We start from the raw sequence: 13,995 nt of genomic DNA on the forward strand, positions 1-13,995 counted from the left end.
GTACAGGAGGGAGAGCTGATGGTCGGCTCGTCGCACGAGGCGCTGCACCGGGTCTTTCAGAAGGACCCGGCGCTGCTGACGCGGGCGTTCCAGAAGGTGTTGCGCGTTCCTTTCCCGGAGCCGCATGACTTCGCGGTCCTGAACGCCGACGTCACGGAGATCGAACCCGTCGAACGGCGCGTGGACACGCTGATGCGGGTGGAGACGGACGAAGGTGCCTACCTCCTCGTCGTCGAGGCGCAGGGGAAGAAGGACGAGAGGAAGCGTGGCAGCTGGCCGTACTACCTCGCGTATCTGTACGAGAAGTACCGCTGTGAGCCGGTACTCGTCGTGATCACGCAGAACAGTACGACGGCGCGCTGGGCGGCGCAGCCCATCCGACGGGGTTTGCCCGGTTGGGAGTCGCTGACGGTGCGACCGTTGGTGATCGGCCCGGACAACGTGCCGGTGATCGCGAGTGAGCGGGAGGCCGAGAGGGACGTCCCGCTTGCCGTTCTGTCGGCCATGACACACGGGCGAGGCGCACAGGCCGTCGCCATACTGGAACCGTTGGCTTTCGCTCTGCGGACCGTCGACGGCGACAGCGCCGCGGTGTTCGGACAGCTCATCGAGTCGTGCCTGGCTGATTCCCGGGCCAAGGAGATCTGGAGGGACCTGATGTCGGAGATCCGCTACTTCTTCAACAACCCGGTGGCCGAGAAGGTCCGTGAGGAGGGCCGTGTGGAGGGGCGTGTAGAGGGGCGGGCCGAGGAACGTTCCGAGATCACGTTGGAGATTCTGGAGTGGCGGGGCATCCCGGTGTCCGATGCCGTGCGGGAGCGGGTGCTTGCCTGCGCCGATCTGGAGCAGCTCAAGATCTGGTCCCAGCGTGCGGTCCAGGTCGCGTGCGCGGAAGATCTGTTCACGGAAGGGCGTGGCTGATGCCCAGGGAGATCCGCTACTTCTTCGACAATCCCGTGGCTTTGCAGGTGCGTGAGGAAGGCCGGGTGGAGGGCCGGATCGAGGAGCGCGCCCTGATGACGCTCCGCATTCTCGAATGGCGGGGCATCCCGGTGTGCTTCGCCCTGAGGGAGCGTGTGATCGACAGCTGGGACCTCGACCAGCTCGAAATCTGGGCGCGACGTGCGCTGACTGTGGAGCGGGCCGAGGATCTGTTCAGCGGTTGATGGACTGGATCTCCTGCACGTCCATGTCCTGCGTCGTCTCGAAGGTGCCGTCCGGCAGGTCGCCCGTGGCGCCGCCCGTGCCCTGCCAGGAGATGTCCCAGGTGATCGACGCCTTGAGCTGGTACGGCTGCCCGTCCGAGGCGCGGAGGTAGCGGATGCCGCAGGGCGGGGTCTCGTCGGCCTTGCCCTTCGCGTACGGCGTTCCGATGGAGCCGTCGGCGTTGATCTCGCAGTCGCCGGAGGCCGGGAAGGTCTCGGCGTCGTCCGTGCCGGGTTCCAGGTGGAGGGCGACCGGCTTGGCGGTCGTTTCCGCCCACAGGCCGGTGTTGGGCAGTTCGGCGCGGACCTTGACGTCCTTGAAGGTGCCCTTGTCCAGCCAGACCCACGTGGGCAGGTTGACCGTTGAACGGCCCTCGGGTTTCAGCTCCACCCGAGTCTCGGGCACCTTGACCTTGTCGTAGGCGTACTCGGCGAGTGTCTTCGGGGTGGGAGTGTTCGGGTCGTTCGGGAGCTGACCCGCGTCGACCCAGAACATGATGCGGCCACAGTCCCAGGAGTCGGGATCGGAGTCGTCAGGAGCGACCCCGCGCCAGAAGTGGCCGTCCTTGCCGAGGTTGTAGTCCTTGTATCCGTCGGCCGAGCTGTTCGTGGGCGAGTCGAGATCGAAGTTGTCGGCCGGCTTCTCGTCCCGGTAGTGGTCGGTCCACAGCTCCTTGCCCCACCAGGACTCGTGGATGCCGACATCGCCACCGCCGTCCGTCTCCACGAACTTCTTGAGTTGGGCAGGAGTGAAGACAGGCTCGTACCAACAGGCCGGCGGCTTCCAGTTGGGGTCCACCGAGCCGAGGTTGCCCTGCTTGCCTCCACCGTCGCCGCCACCCGGGTAGGTGACCTTGATGTGGGACACCGAAGCCGACAGCGTTCCGTTACCGGTTGTGTTGCCGCTCGGCTCCTCGGCAGGCGGCACATTGGTGTTGTCCTCCGGCCCCGCCGCGTGGGCCGTGCCGGCGGGCCACAGGACGGCCGCGACGGCCAGGGCCGACGCCCAGCGCAGTGCGAGGCGCCTCGGCGTCATCGCCTGCACTCCTTCACGCGCCCTTCCACCTCGACCTGCAGGACCTTCCAGATCTTCTGGGACGCCTGCGGAGGCTTCATCAGGAGGCGGAACTCCTGGTAGTCGTTGAGGCTCGGCTCGGTGTGCTTCACCTTTTCGGTCTTGACGTTCTTGCCGAAGAACTTGCTCTGGTCCCGGCACATCGTGACGAGCACACCACCGGACTCGCCGACATCATCGGTGCGGGACTTGTAGTAGCTGTCCGTGCCGGTGGCGGTCCATTCGTCATCCACCCAGGCCTGGATCTGTGTCCTGGCGTACTTCGCGGCATTGCCGAGTGAGTAGAACCGGTACGCCGGGTCCTCCGGGGCCTGAGCGGTGATGCCGTGGTTCAGCGCCAGGATGTAGTTCTTCGCGTTGTCGAGGGCCGCCGCATGACTGTCCTCGGACGGCTGGGCGAGGTCGAAGTCGACCTTCAGATCGCTCGGCAGGCTGACATCCGGCCGCTTTACATCCGCCCCGCCCGACGCCGAAGCAGAAGCCGAAGGACTCCCGCCCCCCGCCCCCTTGATGTCCTCCGGCGAAGGCTCCTCGCCCCCGCCGCACGCGGTCAGGAGCAGGGCTGCCGTCGCGGTGAAGGCGGCGGCGGTGGTCATGGTGAGGGCTCTGCGGGCCACGGTGTTCCCCCTGGGTAAGGCGTTGCGACAGGGAACGAAGCTATCAGTGGGCCGTGCAGGGGGCCTGACCGGTTTCGGGGGGTTGTGTGGGGGATGTGAAGAGGCGTGCGGCGAAAGGGCGCAAAGGGTGCGGAGCGGGCGGAAGTTGTTCCTCCCTCTTCCGCAGGGCCTTCGACGCTGTCAGCGGCAGTCCATAAGATCTCTGTAGGCTCAGCACACCCCTCATACCAACGCCCCGGCGGGCCTCGCCGCCCACGACCACGACCCAGGACTCCGCCCATGCCGCGACGCCGCACCTCAAGCTCCTCCAGCAGCTCGACGGCTCCCTCGGCTGCCCCGGCGGCGCCGAGGAACCGCACGCCTCAGCCGGTGCGGGTGCGGCGGCGGTCGTTCGGGGACTTCGTCAAGGCGTTCCTCGCCTTCGCCGTGCTGCTCGCGCTGGTCGTCGGGGTGCCGCTCGCGCTGGCCGTGACGGTCGGCTGGCCGCTGCCCGACGGGGCGCCCGGCCTCGACTGGCTCCAGCGCGAGATCACCGTGCAGACCTTCCTGCGCATCCTCACCGTCATCGTCTGGCTCGCCTGGGCCCAGTTCACCGCCTGCGTGCTCGTCGAGGTCAAGGCCGCGCTGTCCGGCGTAGGGGTGCCGGGGCGGGTGCCGGGATCCGGGCCCAGCCAGCTGCTGGCCCGGCAGCTCGTTGCCGCCCTGCTCCTCGTCGGCGCCACCGCGGCGAGCCTCACACCGGGCCTGTCGCAGCTCGGCCAGAGCCTGGAGGGGAACCAGAAGCCGGCGGTCGCCGCCGCCCAGCAGACGCCTGGACTCTTCGCCCAGCAGCAGGAGCAGGCCGCCTCCACCGCGAACGCCCTCGCCGAGCAGGCCGGACAGGCGGGCCAGGCCGCGGCCCGTGCCGACGGCGGGGCAGCGTCGGCCGCGAGCGGCGACACGAAGTACTACCGGATCCAGCCGCCCGAGGGGCGTCACCACGACTCCCTCTGGGAGGTCGCCGACCGGCACCTCGGCGACGGACGCCGGTACAAGGAGATCTTCGAGCTCAACAAGGACCGCGTGCAGCCCGACGGGTCCAAGCTGTCCGAGGCGTCCCTCATCCGGCCCGGCTGGATCATGGAGATGCCCGGCGACGCCCGCGGCGGCGAGCTGGTCGAGATGCCCGACGAGGCGCCGAACGTCTCGGAGCAGGTGCAGCAGCAAATCAGCGACTACGCGCGGACGGGCGGCGACCACGCCCAGGGAGGTGGCGGAGCCCAGGGAGGCGGGGACGCCCACGTCTCGCTCCCCGAGCAGCGGCCCGCGCCCACCCCCGCGACGCCCGTCACCCCGGCGACCCCGGCACCCGGCCCCGCCACCGGCGGGCAGCACGCCACCCCCGCCGCCGAGGAGTCCGGGCGCTCCTTCGGGCTCCCCGAGGCCCTGCTCGCCGCCCCGCTGCTCGCCGCCGGTCTGCTCGGCGCCCTCGGCCGCCGGCGCCGGCAGGCGCTGTGGCACTCGGCGCTCGGAGCCGTCGGCGGACGGCGCGGCATGGAGCCGCCCACCCCGACCGGCGACGCCCAGGACGCGCAGGACGCGCTGCTGGTCGGCGCCGACCCCGACGGCGTACGCCTGCTGGACCGTTCGCTGCGCGGGCTCGCCGCCTCCCTCGCCGCCGAGTCGCGCCCCCTGCCCGTCGTCTACGCGGCCTGGATGGGCGGCAACGGCGACCTCCACCTGCAACTGGCCCAGCCGGCCGGGAAGCCGCCGACGCCCTGGCAGGTCGGGCAGGACCAGACCTTCTGGATGCTGGCCCGCGCCGACGCCGAGCGGTACGAGGACGCCGAGACGGCGGCCCCGTACCCGGGTCTCGTCAGCCTCGGCACCATGGACGACTCCCGGCTGCTGCTCAACCTGGAGGCCGTGCCCGGCCTCGTCTCGCTGAGCGGTGCCGAGGCCGACCGAGCCGCCGTGTTCGCGTCGGTCGCCGCCGAACTGGCCACCAACGGATGGTCGGACCGTATGACCATCACCCTGGTCGGGTTCGGGGACGACCTCACCCCGCTCGCGCCCAACCGGATACGGCACCTCGACGGCTTCGAGGACCTCTTCGAGACCATGTCCGCCGAGACCCGGCAGCGGCGCGGCGCGCTCGGCGCCGCCGGGCACGACTCCGTACTCACCGGCCGTACCGGGCCCGCCCAGCACACGCGTTGGGCACCGCACCTCGTCCTGCTCGCCGCGCAGCCGTCCGACGAGGACGCCCTGCGGCTCGCCGAACTCGCCGCCGACGCCGGCCGTCTCGGCATCGGCTACCTCGTCGGCACCGAGGGCACCGACCTGCCCGGCGCCGCCTGGGAGATGGAGATCACCGGGGACGGGAAGCTGCTCGCCCCGCTCCTCGGGCTCGAGCTGGAGGCCCAGTTGCTGCCGGCCGCGCAGCAGCGGGCCGTGGTCGAGCTGTTCACCGACGCCGACCCCGAGCGCGGGCCCGGCGGACCGGGCAACACGCCGCCGTTCCTCGTCGACATCAGCGAGCAGGGGCGGCCCGCGGTGTACGCGCGCCTCGTCGGGTCGTACGAGATCATCGGCCTGGACGCCCCCGACGGCGACCGCAGCGCCCAGCTCCACGAGGCGCTTGCGCTGCTCCTGCTGCACCGCGAGGGCGTCCACCCGCGCGTGCTGGCCTCCGCGCTCTGGCCGCGCGGTGTGACGGAGGACGTGCGCGACGCGCTCCTCGAGCGGTTGCGGGCCTGGCTGGGCACCGACCCCGACGGCACGCCGCGGCTCGGCACCGACGCCACCGGGCGGCTCACCCTCGCCAAGTCCGTCGTCTCCGACCTCGACGTCCTGCGCTCCCTCTACTACGAGGCCACGCAGGGCCGCGGTGTCGACAGCCGCCAGGTGCGCGGCCGGCTGCTCACCGACGCGCTGGTGCTGGTGCGCGGGCCGCTGCTCGCCGACCGTCCCGAGGGCCGTTACCGCTGGCTGACCCACGAGATCATCGACGCCCAGCTGCCGCTGCTGGTCGCGGACACCGGGCTCGCGCTCTCCGAGTTCCACCTGGAGCGGGGCCGCGCGGAGAAGGCCATCGAGGCGCTGAACGCCGCGCTGCGCACCGCCCCGGCCGACGAGCGCCTGTGGCACGAGCTGCTCCGCGCCACGCACGCCACCGAGGACGCCGACCGCCTGCGCGCCCTCGCCGCCGACCTCATCGGCCGCAGCGGGGCGCGCGGTCTGCCGCCGCGCACCGAGGCGCTGCTCGACGAACTGCTGCCGACCTGGCGCGACGGCGTCGCGGCAGCGGGCTGATCCGGGCGACCGGCGTGGTCCGGACGGACATCGGTATGGACCTCGACCTCCTGGTCGTCCTCGTCGCCGCGCTCTGGGGCGCGGCGACGGGCGCGCTGCTGCCCCGGGCCGCCTACCGCTTCTCCGCCCCGTCGGGGGAGGCATGGCGGGAGCGGTGTCCGCAGGAGCATCCGGTGCGCGGCTGGCTGGGGCGGGCCCGGTGCGGGCAGTGCCCGGCCGACGAGCCGTCCTACGGCCACCGCGCGGTGTCCCTCGCCCTCGTCACCGCGCTCGTCTGCGCCGCCCTCGCCGCCGCCACCGGCACCCGGCCCGAGCTGGCCGTCTGGCTGCTGCTCGCGCCGCCCGGCGTGCTGCTGGCCGTCGTCGACCTCCGGGTACGGCGGCTGCCCGACCCCCTCACCCTGCCGCTGGCCGGCGCCGCCGTCGCCCTCCTGGGCCTCGCCGCGCTGGTGCCCGAGCACGCGGGGGAGTGGACGACCGCCCTGCTGGGCGCCCTCGCCCTCGGCGCCGGCTACCTCGTCCTGTTCCTCATCAACCCGGCCGGCATGGGCTTCGGCGACGTGAAGCTGGCCCTCACCGCGGGAGCCGTCCTCGGCTGGTACGGCTGGCCCACCCTGATGCTGGGCACCTTCGCCGGGTTCCTGCTCGGCGCGTTCTACGGCGGCGCCCTCCTCGTCGCACGCCGCGCGGGCCGCAAGACGGCCATCCCGTTCGGTCCGTTCCTGATCGCGGGCGCCTTCCTCGGCGTACTGGCCGGGGCCTACGCGGCCTGAGCGCGGATGCCCGAAGGCCCTGGCGTACGCTGGTCAGGTCTGTCCACAACCCTTACGAACCTTGCGAAAGGGACGCCGGTGACCGAGAAGGCCGACCTTCAGCCCATCCTCGACCGCGCCGCCGCCGGTGGGCGGATCACCCCCGAAGAGGCGCTCGACCTCTACCGCGACGCCCCGCTGCACGCGCTGGGCGCCGCCGCCGACGCCGTACGCAGGCGCAGGTACGCCGGTACCGAGCACATCGCCACGTACATCATCGAGCGCAACATCAACTACACGAACGTGTGCGTCACGGCGTGCAAGTTCTGCGCCTTCTACGCGGCCCCCAAGGACACCAAGAAGGGCTGGAGCCGCGACCTCGACGACATCCTGCGCCGCTGCGCGGAGACCGTCGAGCTGGGCGGCACGCAGATCATGTTCCAGGGCGGCCACCACCCGGACTACGGCGTGGAGTACTACGAGAAGCACTTCGCGGCCATCAAGGCGGAGTTCCCGCAGCTCGTCATCCACAGCCTGGGGGCGAGCGAGGTCGAGCACATGGCGCGGATCTCGAAGGTCTCCGTGGAGGAGGCGATCCAGCGCATCCACACCGCCGGGCTCGACTCCTTCGCCGGCGCCGGTGCCGAACTGCTCCCCGAGCGCCCCCGCAAGGCGATCGCGCCCCTCAAGGAGTCCGGCGAGCGCTGGCTGGAGATCATGGAGATCGCGCACGGCCTCGGCGTGGAGTCGACGTCCACGATGCTGATGGGCACCGGCGAGACCAACGCCGAGCGCATCGAGCACCTGCGCATGATCCGGGACGTCCAGGACCGCACCGGAGGCTTCCGCGCCTTCATCCCGTACACCTACCAGCCCGAGAACAACCACCTGAAGGGCCGCACCCAGGCCACGCTCTTCGAGTACCTGCGGATGATCGCCATCGCCCGCCTCTTCATGGACAACGTCGCCCACATCCAGGGCTCGTGGCTGACCACCGGCAAGGAGGTCGGCCAGCTCTCCCTGCACTACGGCGCCGACGATCTCGGGTCGATCATGCTGGAGGAGAACGTGGTGTCGTCGGCCGGCGCCAAGCACCGCTCCAACCGGCTGGAGATCATCGACTTGATCCGCAAGGCGGGCCGCGTCCCCGCGCAGCGCGCCACGACCTACGAGCACCTGGTCGTGCACGACGACCCGGCCAACGACCCCGTCGACGAGCGCGTGGTCTCCCACATCTCGTCCACGGCGATCGAGGGCGGCACCGCCCACCCCGAACTGAAGCTGCTCGCGCCCAACTGAGGTCACCGTGCTGACGATCCACGTCGCCGAGGCCACGCCCGAGGCGGCCGTTCTCGTCGACGGCGCGCACATCGCCGCCGTCGGCCCGTACGAGGAACTGGCCGCCGCACACCCGGACGCGCGGCTGCGGCGCTGGCCCGGCATCCTGACGCCCGGCCTGCTCAACCCGTACGGTCCGGAGCTGCTGGAGCAGGCCTACCACCCCGACCCGCGCGAGGCGGACCGGCTCGGCACCGAGCCGCTGTTCGGGGAGCGCGCGCGGGCCCTGCTCGACAGCTCCTCCTCCGCGCGGGGCGCCAGCGCACGCCGCGGTGTGCAGCGCATGCTGGCGCACGGCACGGTGGCGGTCGCCGGTGAACTGCGCGAGCGCGCGGCCCTGGACGCGGTGCGCAGGCCGGGACTCGCCTTGGCGGGGCGGCCGGCCACGCTGCCCGGGCCCGCCGCCTTCTCCCCGGTGCCCCTGGTGCTGCTGCCGGGTCTCGGCGCCGGGAAGCCCGCGCGGTTCGCAGTGTTCGACGTGCCCGACCGGGCCGCGCTCGTGCGGGAGGGCGCCTCGACGTGCGTGGCCACCGTCGTGGGCGGCCGTCTGGTGTACCGGCGCGCGTAGCCGGCCGGAGCCGCCTGCGACAATGACCCGGTGACCCGAGCCAGCCTGAACAAGCAGCCGCACGAAGTCGCCTCGATGTTCGACCACGTCGCGCGACGGTACGACCTGACGAACGCCGTGCTGTCGCTCGGCCAGGACCGGGCGTGGCGCAAGGAGGTCGCCGACGCCGTCGACGCCCGCCCCGCGCAGAAGGTCCTGGACCTCGCGGCCGGTACGGCGACCTCGTCACTGCCCTTCGCCCGCACCGGCGCGTACGTCGTCCCCTGCGACTTCTCCCTCGGCATGCTCCAGGTGGGCAAGGAGCGGCACTCGTGGCTGCCGTTCACCGCGGGCGACGCGACGCGGCTGCCGTTCGCCGACGACGTCTTCGACGCCGTCACCATCTCCTTCGGGCTGCGCAACGTGCAGGACACGGACGCGGCGCTGCGCGAGATGTACCGGGTGACGCGGCCCGGCGGGCGGGTGGTCATCTGCGAGTTCTCGCACCCGACCTGGACGCCGTTCCGGACCGTCTACACCGAGTACCTGATGCGCGCCCTGCCGCCGGTGGCCCGCGCGGTGTCGTCCAACCCGGACGCGTACGTCTACCTCGCCGAGTCGATCCGCGCCTGGCCCGACCAGCCGGCGCTCGCCCGGCGGCTGGGCGAGGCGGGCTGGTCGAAGGTGGCGTGGCGGAACCTGACCGGCGGCGTGGTGGCGCTGCACCGGGGCTTCAAGGCGAGCTGAGGGCCGCGCAGTAGGGCGCGGGGCGGGGCGGCGTCCCGCCCGGTTCGCCCGGTTCGACGTCCGGTTCGGCCAGCTCCCGCCGGAGCCCGCCCAGCGGCGGCCGCGGCACCCGTGGCTCGCGGCTGCCCCCGCCGCCCTCGCCCTCCCCGAAGTCGAACCACACGTACACCGTCGACTCCCGCGGCACCCGCGCCCCGGGCTGCGGAAACTGTCGTACGACGTGGTCGACGACGGCGAGTCGCACATCGGGCCGGTCCGACGCGTACAGGGACAGGCCCCACGCGCGTGCCGTCTCCCGCGCGTCCACGGCCATCAGGCCGACCAGGCGCGGTACGTGGACATCGGGTTTCTCGGGTACCAGGCGCACGGACGTCACCCCCAGCGGTACCCGGCAGCGTAGCTCCGCCGCGCACCGCCCGGAAGCGCCAAGTGGCTTTCTGTGACAGTCGATTACACTGCGTCACGCCCCGTGGAGGGCGAGGCGGTAGCAGTGGCCCTGCCTGTCGGAGCCGGGGATGGTGAAGACCTCGGCGAGCCGCATGCCCAGCCGTTCCGTGACCGCGATGGACCGGGCGTTGCGCGCGTTGACCATCGCGACCACCTCCGCCACGCCCGCCCCGCGCACCCGCTCCAGCGTCTGCCGGGCCGCCTCCGTGACGTACCCCTTGCCCCAGTGCGCCCGCCCGAGCCGCCAGCCGATCTCGATCTCGCCCTTGGGGCCCCAGTCGCCCGGCCACGGCTGGGCGCCGGTGAAGCCTATGACCTGCTCGGACTCGTCCACCATGGACCACAGGCAGAAGCCGTGCTCGGCGTCGTGCCGGCGCTGGCGCGCGGTCAGCTCCTCGTAGACGGACAGTTCCGCCGCGCGGCCGCCGTGGAACTCCATGACGTCCGGATCGGCGAAGATCCGGTGCCAGGCGACGGCGTCCTCGTCGGTGGGGACGCGCAACCGTACAACGGGCACAGCTCGGTTCACTGGGCAGCCCTTCAGCCGGGTGATCGGTGACGCTGAATAGACTGCCCATGTCCAGTGCCCGTCGGCACGCAGATTTCGAACTCTGGGGAGATCCCGCCGTGACCGAGCCCCTCTCCGAAAACACCGCCGATGTGATCGTCGTGGGCGCGGGGCCAGCCGGCTCCACGGCCGCGTACCACCTGGCCAAGGCTGGGCTCGACGTCCTCCTGCTGGAGAAGACCGCCTTCCCCCGGGAGAAGGTCTGCGGCGACGGACTGACCCCGCGCGCGGTCAAGCAGCTCGTCGCCATGGGCATCGACATCTCCGAGGAGGCCGGCTGGCTGCGCAACAAGGGCCTGCGCATCATCGGCGGCGGCTCCCGCCTCCAGCTGGACTGGCCGGATCTGGCCTCCTTCCCGGACTACGGACTCGTCCGCAAGCGCGACGACTTCGACGAGCAGCTCGCCCGGCAGGCCCAGAAGGCCGGCGCCCGCCTGTACGAGCGCTGCAACGTCGGCGCCCCCGTCGTCGACGACCGCACCGGCCGCATCACCGGCGTGCACGCCAAGCTGGGCGAGGAGAAGCGCGAGGTCACCTTCCACGCGCCGCTGGTCGTGGCCGCCGACGGCAACTCGACGCGGCTGTCCCTGGCGATGGGCCTGCACCGCCGCGAGGACCGCCCCATGGGCGTCGCGGTCCGCACGTACTTCACCTCGCCCCGCCACGACGACGACTACCTGGAGTCCTGGCTGGAACTGTGGGACCGCCGCGGTCCCCAGGACCGCCTGCTGCCCGGCTACGGCTGGATCTTCGGCATGGGCGACGGCACCTCCAACGTCGGCCTGGGCGTCCTGAACACCTCCGCCTCCTTCAAGGACCTCGACTGGCGCGAGATCCTCAAGGCCTGGTGCGCGTCCATGCCCGAGGACTGGGGCTACACCCCGGACAACATGACCGGCCCGATCCGCGGCGCCGCCCTGCCCATGGCCTTCAACCGCCAGCCCCACTACACCAAGGGCCTGCTCCTGGTCGGCGACGCCGGCGGCCTGGTGAACCCCTTCAACGGCGAGGGCATCGCCTACGCCATGGAGTCCGCCCAGATCGCCGCCGACGTCATCGTGCAGGCGCACGCGCGGGCCACGCCGGCCCAGCGGGAGATCGCCCTCCAGCGCTACCCGCGCGTCCTGAAGGACACCTACGGCGGCTACTACACGCTGGGCCGCGCCTTCGTGAAGCTCATCGGCAACCCGAAGGTCATGCAGATCGCGGCCCAGCGCGGCCTCACCCACCCCGTCCTGATGAAGTTCACCCTCAAGATGCTCGCCAACCTGACGGACCCGACGGGCGGCGACGCGATGGACCGCATCATCAACGGACTGAGCAAGGTCGCGCCCAAGGCGTGATCAGCCCTCGGGTCCCTCGTCGAGGGCGCGGGCGTTGGTGTCCCGGCGCGCGAAGACCTCCGCGCGCCGGTCCGCCGACTGCCGCAGCGCGGCCTTCCGCTCCCGCGCGGAGAGCCGGTCCAGGTACACCTGCCCGTTCACGTGGTCGGTCTCGTGGGCGAGGCAGCGCGCGAAGTAGCCGGTGCCCTCGACGAGCAGCGGCTCCCCGTCCTTGTCGAGACCCCGCACGACGGCCCGGTCGGGCCGCGGTACGGCCATGACGGCGCCCGGCACCGACAGGCATCCCTCGCCCTCGTCGAGCAGCCGCCGGTCGGCCGGGTCCAGGGGCTCGAGGACCGGGTTCACGATGTGTCCGACATGTCGGACACCGTCGTCGTCCGGGCAGTCGTAGACGAACAGCCGCAGCGCGACCCCGACCTGATTGGCCGCCAGTCCCGCCCCTTCGGCGACGTACATCGTGCGGAACATGTCGTCGATGAGCGCGGCCAGGTCGGGACCGAACTCGGTGACGTCCCGGCAGGGTTTGTGCAGCACCTCCTCACCGACCTCGGTCACGCGCCGCACCGACCCGCGCCGGGCCTCGGGCGCGAGCGGCGGATACGCGGCGGCGGGCCGCCCCTGTACGAACACACTCGGCATGACGTTCTCTCCTCCGACTCGTGAACGGATCGACGGGATCGCCGACCCGCGCCCGAGCATGCCAGGAGGCGCGGCGGGGCCGCGCGTGATCCGGGCGGGGGCCGATGGTGCGCGGGCGCGTGGGTGCGCGCGTGCGTGGGCAGAGGGGGCGTGAGTGGCCGGGGGCGTGCGGGACGTCGCGGGGCGTCGGGGACGCGGGAGGGCGACGGGGTGGCCAGGGGGCGGTGAGGCGCCACGGGGCGGCGAGAGTGGCCGGGAATGGCGCGAGACCGGGGGCGTCGGGGGCGCGGGAAGGCGACGGGAGCCCCGGGGGCGGTGGGGCGCTACGGGGGGATGGAACGCCGGGGGCGGGCCGCAGGAGGGCGACGGGGCGCCGAGCGGGTCGGCGGGCCCGGGTGGGCGGGGTGGCGAGCCGGCGCGTGGCGGCGGGCGCCGAGGGGGACGTGAGGGACGCCGGGACGTGGCGAAGGGCCGCAGCCCCCGAGCGGCTGCGGCCCTTCCTGCGGATGCGCCCGAGTGCTACAGCACGCGGACCGCGCCGCTCGGCGGGTCGTAGTCGAGCGTCTTCTGGACGACGCCCGTGGAGGAGTTCTGCGCGCCGACGAACATGCCGTCGCCGACGTAGATGCCCACGTGGTACGCGCTGCCCGCGCCACCCCAGTACAGGATGTCGCCCGGCTGGAGGTTGTCGAGGCCGACCTGGGTGCCGGCGGTCGACTGGTCCTGGGAGACCCGGGGGAGGCTGACGCCGACCTGCTTGAAGGCGGCCTGCACGAGACCGGAGCAGTCGTAGGCGGACGGGCCGGTGGCGCCGGAGACGTACGCCTTGCCGACCTGCGCCTGCGCGAAGGCGACGACCGCGGCGGCCGAACCGGTCGCGGTGGACGTGCTGGTGCCGCTGTCGGAGCTGCTGGACGTACCGGTGTCCGCGGAGGCGCTGAGGGTGGTGCGCTCGGCGCTGCGGGCGGCGCGCTCGGCGGCCTCCTTGCGCTCGGCCTCCTCGGCCTTCTTCTTGGCCTCCGCGGCCTTCTTCTTGGCGTCGGCGAGGTCGGCCTTGGCCTGCTTGGCGGCCTTGGCGGCAGCCGCGTCACGCTCGGCACGCAGCTCGTAGCTCGACGCCGCCTGCTGCGTGACGTCGGCGGACTGGGCGACCTGAGCGGCCAGGTCGGCCGTCAGGGTGGGCAGTTCGAGGGTCTGCGTCACCGGTTCGGCCGCGTTGGCCGACCCCGACGCACCGGCGACTGCCAGGGTGCTGAGGACGCCACCGGCAACTCCGGCCCGCATCGCGATCTTCGACGCGCTGCGGCGGGGCTTCCGGTGGCTGCGTATGTGAGCGGTGTGGGACATAGGGACAACCGGTATCAGTAGCTCCTCCATACCTTCAAGAAACGTGGGCTGCGCCACAGTTGTTCAATCGAGCCTC

14 protein-coding genes are annotated in these 13,995 nt (G+C 72.2%); 8 read left to right on the forward strand and 6 right to left on the reverse strand.

Going from position 1 to position 13,995, the window contains the following annotated elements:
• Positions 1-18: 18 nt before the first annotated feature.
• Both OIE75_RS21935 and OIE75_RS21940 read left to right on the forward strand, forming a co-directional pair.
• Positions 19-921 (forward strand): hypothetical protein, encoded by a 903-nt coding sequence (locus OIE75_RS21935; RefSeq protein ID WP_307014427.1) that lies wholly within the window; start codon positions 19-21, stop codon positions 919-921.
• Entirely contained in the window at positions 921-1,166 is a 246-nt protein-coding gene (locus OIE75_RS21940; protein WP_307014428.1) for a hypothetical protein, read from the forward strand. The genes OIE75_RS21935 and OIE75_RS21940 overlap by 1 nt, the downstream gene beginning before the upstream one ends.
• Here the strand turns inward: OIE75_RS21940 and OIE75_RS21945 are convergent.
• Together OIE75_RS21945 and OIE75_RS21950 are read right to left on the reverse strand one after the other, a co-directional pair.
• Complete coding sequence (locus OIE75_RS21945) at positions 1,156-2,241, reverse strand: hypothetical protein (RefSeq protein WP_329471905.1); 1,086 nt, start codon at positions 2,239-2,241, stop codon at positions 1,156-1,158. The genes OIE75_RS21940 and OIE75_RS21945 overlap by 11 nt on opposite strands.
• Entirely contained in the window at positions 2,238-2,876 is a 639-nt protein-coding gene (locus OIE75_RS21950) for a hypothetical protein (RefSeq protein ID WP_329471906.1), read from the reverse strand. The genes OIE75_RS21945 and OIE75_RS21950 overlap by 4 nt, the downstream gene beginning before the upstream one ends.
• A 300-nt stretch (positions 2,877-3,176) precedes the next feature.
• On the opposite strand from OIE75_RS21950, the gene OIE75_RS21955 reads away from it, so the two are divergent.
• From OIE75_RS21955 to OIE75_RS21975, 5 genes are all read left to right on the forward strand, one after another.
• Positions 3,177-6,191: a BTAD domain-containing putative transcriptional regulator gene (locus tag OIE75_RS21955; RefSeq protein WP_329471907.1), complete on the forward strand. Its 3,015-nt coding sequence runs from the start codon at positions 3,177-3,179 to the stop codon at positions 6,189-6,191.
• 35 nt (positions 6,192-6,226) lie between these two features.
• Complete coding sequence (locus OIE75_RS21960) at positions 6,227-6,964, forward strand: prepilin peptidase (RefSeq protein ID WP_329471909.1); 738 nt, start codon at positions 6,227-6,229, stop codon at positions 6,962-6,964.
• A gap of 78 nt (positions 6,965-7,042) precedes the next feature.
• On the forward strand, positions 7,043-8,242 hold the full coding sequence (gene mqnC, locus OIE75_RS21965) for a cyclic dehypoxanthinyl futalosine synthase (protein ID WP_122615659.1): 1,200 nt from the start codon (positions 7,043-7,045) through the stop codon (positions 8,240-8,242).
• Between the two features lie 7 nt (positions 8,243-8,249).
• Positions 8,250-8,849, forward strand: a complete 600-nt coding sequence (locus OIE75_RS21970; RefSeq protein WP_329471910.1) for an imidazolonepropionase-like domain-containing protein — start codon at positions 8,250-8,252, stop codon at positions 8,847-8,849.
• A gap of 30 nt (positions 8,850-8,879) precedes the next feature.
• On the forward strand, positions 8,880-9,575 hold the full coding sequence (locus OIE75_RS21975; RefSeq protein ID WP_329471911.1) for a demethylmenaquinone methyltransferase: 696 nt from the start codon (positions 8,880-8,882) through the stop codon (positions 9,573-9,575).
• Here OIE75_RS21975 and OIE75_RS21980 read toward each other — a convergent pair.
• Together OIE75_RS21980 and OIE75_RS21985 are read right to left on the reverse strand one after the other, a co-directional pair.
• Positions 9,562-9,942: a PASTA domain-containing protein gene (locus tag OIE75_RS21980; protein WP_307014439.1), complete on the reverse strand. Its 381-nt coding sequence runs from the start codon at positions 9,940-9,942 to the stop codon at positions 9,562-9,564. The two genes, OIE75_RS21975 and OIE75_RS21980, sit on opposite strands and share 14 nt — an antisense overlap.
• 93 nt (positions 9,943-10,035) lie before the next feature.
• On the reverse strand, positions 10,036-10,551 hold the full coding sequence (locus tag OIE75_RS21985) for a GNAT family N-acetyltransferase (protein WP_307014440.1): 516 nt from the start codon (positions 10,549-10,551) through the stop codon (positions 10,036-10,038).
• A gap of 47 nt (positions 10,552-10,598) precedes the next feature.
• Between OIE75_RS21985 and OIE75_RS21990 the strand changes: the two genes are divergently transcribed.
• Positions 10,599-11,933 (forward strand): geranylgeranyl reductase family protein, encoded by a 1,335-nt coding sequence (locus tag OIE75_RS21990; RefSeq protein WP_307014441.1) that lies wholly within the window; start codon positions 10,599-10,601, stop codon positions 11,931-11,933.
• Here the strand turns inward: OIE75_RS21990 and def are convergent, their stop codons facing one another.
• Both def and OIE75_RS22000 read right to left on the reverse strand, forming a co-directional pair.
• Positions 11,934-12,572, reverse strand: a complete 639-nt coding sequence (gene def / locus OIE75_RS21995; RefSeq protein WP_307014442.1) for a peptide deformylase — start codon at positions 12,570-12,572, stop codon at positions 11,934-11,936.
• A 519-nt stretch (positions 12,573-13,091) separates the two neighbouring features.
• Positions 13,092-13,919 carry a C40 family peptidase gene (locus OIE75_RS22000; RefSeq protein ID WP_122615668.1) on the reverse strand — a complete coding sequence of 276 codons (828 nt, stop codon included), beginning with the start codon at positions 13,917-13,919 and terminating at the stop codon, positions 13,092-13,094.
• Between the last annotated feature and the right edge of the window lie 76 nt (positions 13,920-13,995).

The sequence above is a fragment of the Streptomyces sp. NBC_01723 genome (assembly GCF_036246005.1).
In the GTDB taxonomy this organism is placed as follows: Bacteria; Actinomycetota; Actinomycetes; order Streptomycetales; family Streptomycetaceae; genus Streptomyces.

What these genes read in the sequence shown, in the direction of transcription:
- OIE75_RS21935 (WP_307014427.1), top strand. Translation starts at nt 19, where the DNA reads ATGGTCGGCTCGTCGCACGAGGCGCTGCACCGGGTCTTTCAGAAGGAC.
- OIE75_RS21940 (WP_307014428.1), top strand. Translation starts at nt 921, where the DNA reads ATGCCCAGGGAGATCCGCTACTTCTTCGACAATCCCGTGGCTTTGCAG.
- OIE75_RS21945 (WP_329471905.1), bottom strand. Translation starts at nt 2,241, where the DNA reads ATGACGCCGAGGCGCCTCGCACTGCGCTGGGCGTCGGCCCTGGCCGTC.
- OIE75_RS21950 (WP_329471906.1), bottom strand. Translation starts at nt 2,876, where the DNA reads ATGACCACCGCCGCCGCCTTCACCGCGACGGCAGCCCTGCTCCTGACC.
- OIE75_RS21955 (WP_329471907.1), top strand. Translation starts at nt 3,177, where the DNA reads ATGCCGCGACGCCGCACCTCAAGCTCCTCCAGCAGCTCGACGGCTCCC.
- OIE75_RS21960 (WP_329471909.1), top strand. Translation starts at nt 6,227, where the DNA reads ATGGACCTCGACCTCCTGGTCGTCCTCGTCGCCGCGCTCTGGGGCGCG.
- OIE75_RS21990 (WP_307014441.1), top strand. Translation starts at nt 10,599, where the DNA reads ATGTCCAGTGCCCGTCGGCACGCAGATTTCGAACTCTGGGGAGATCCC.
- def (WP_307014442.1), bottom strand. Translation starts at nt 12,572, where the DNA reads ATGCCGAGTGTGTTCGTACAGGGGCGGCCCGCCGCCGCGTATCCGCCG.
- OIE75_RS22000 (WP_122615668.1), bottom strand. Translation starts at nt 13,919, where the DNA reads ATGTCCCACACCGCTCACATACGCAGCCACCGGAAGCCCCGCCGCAGC.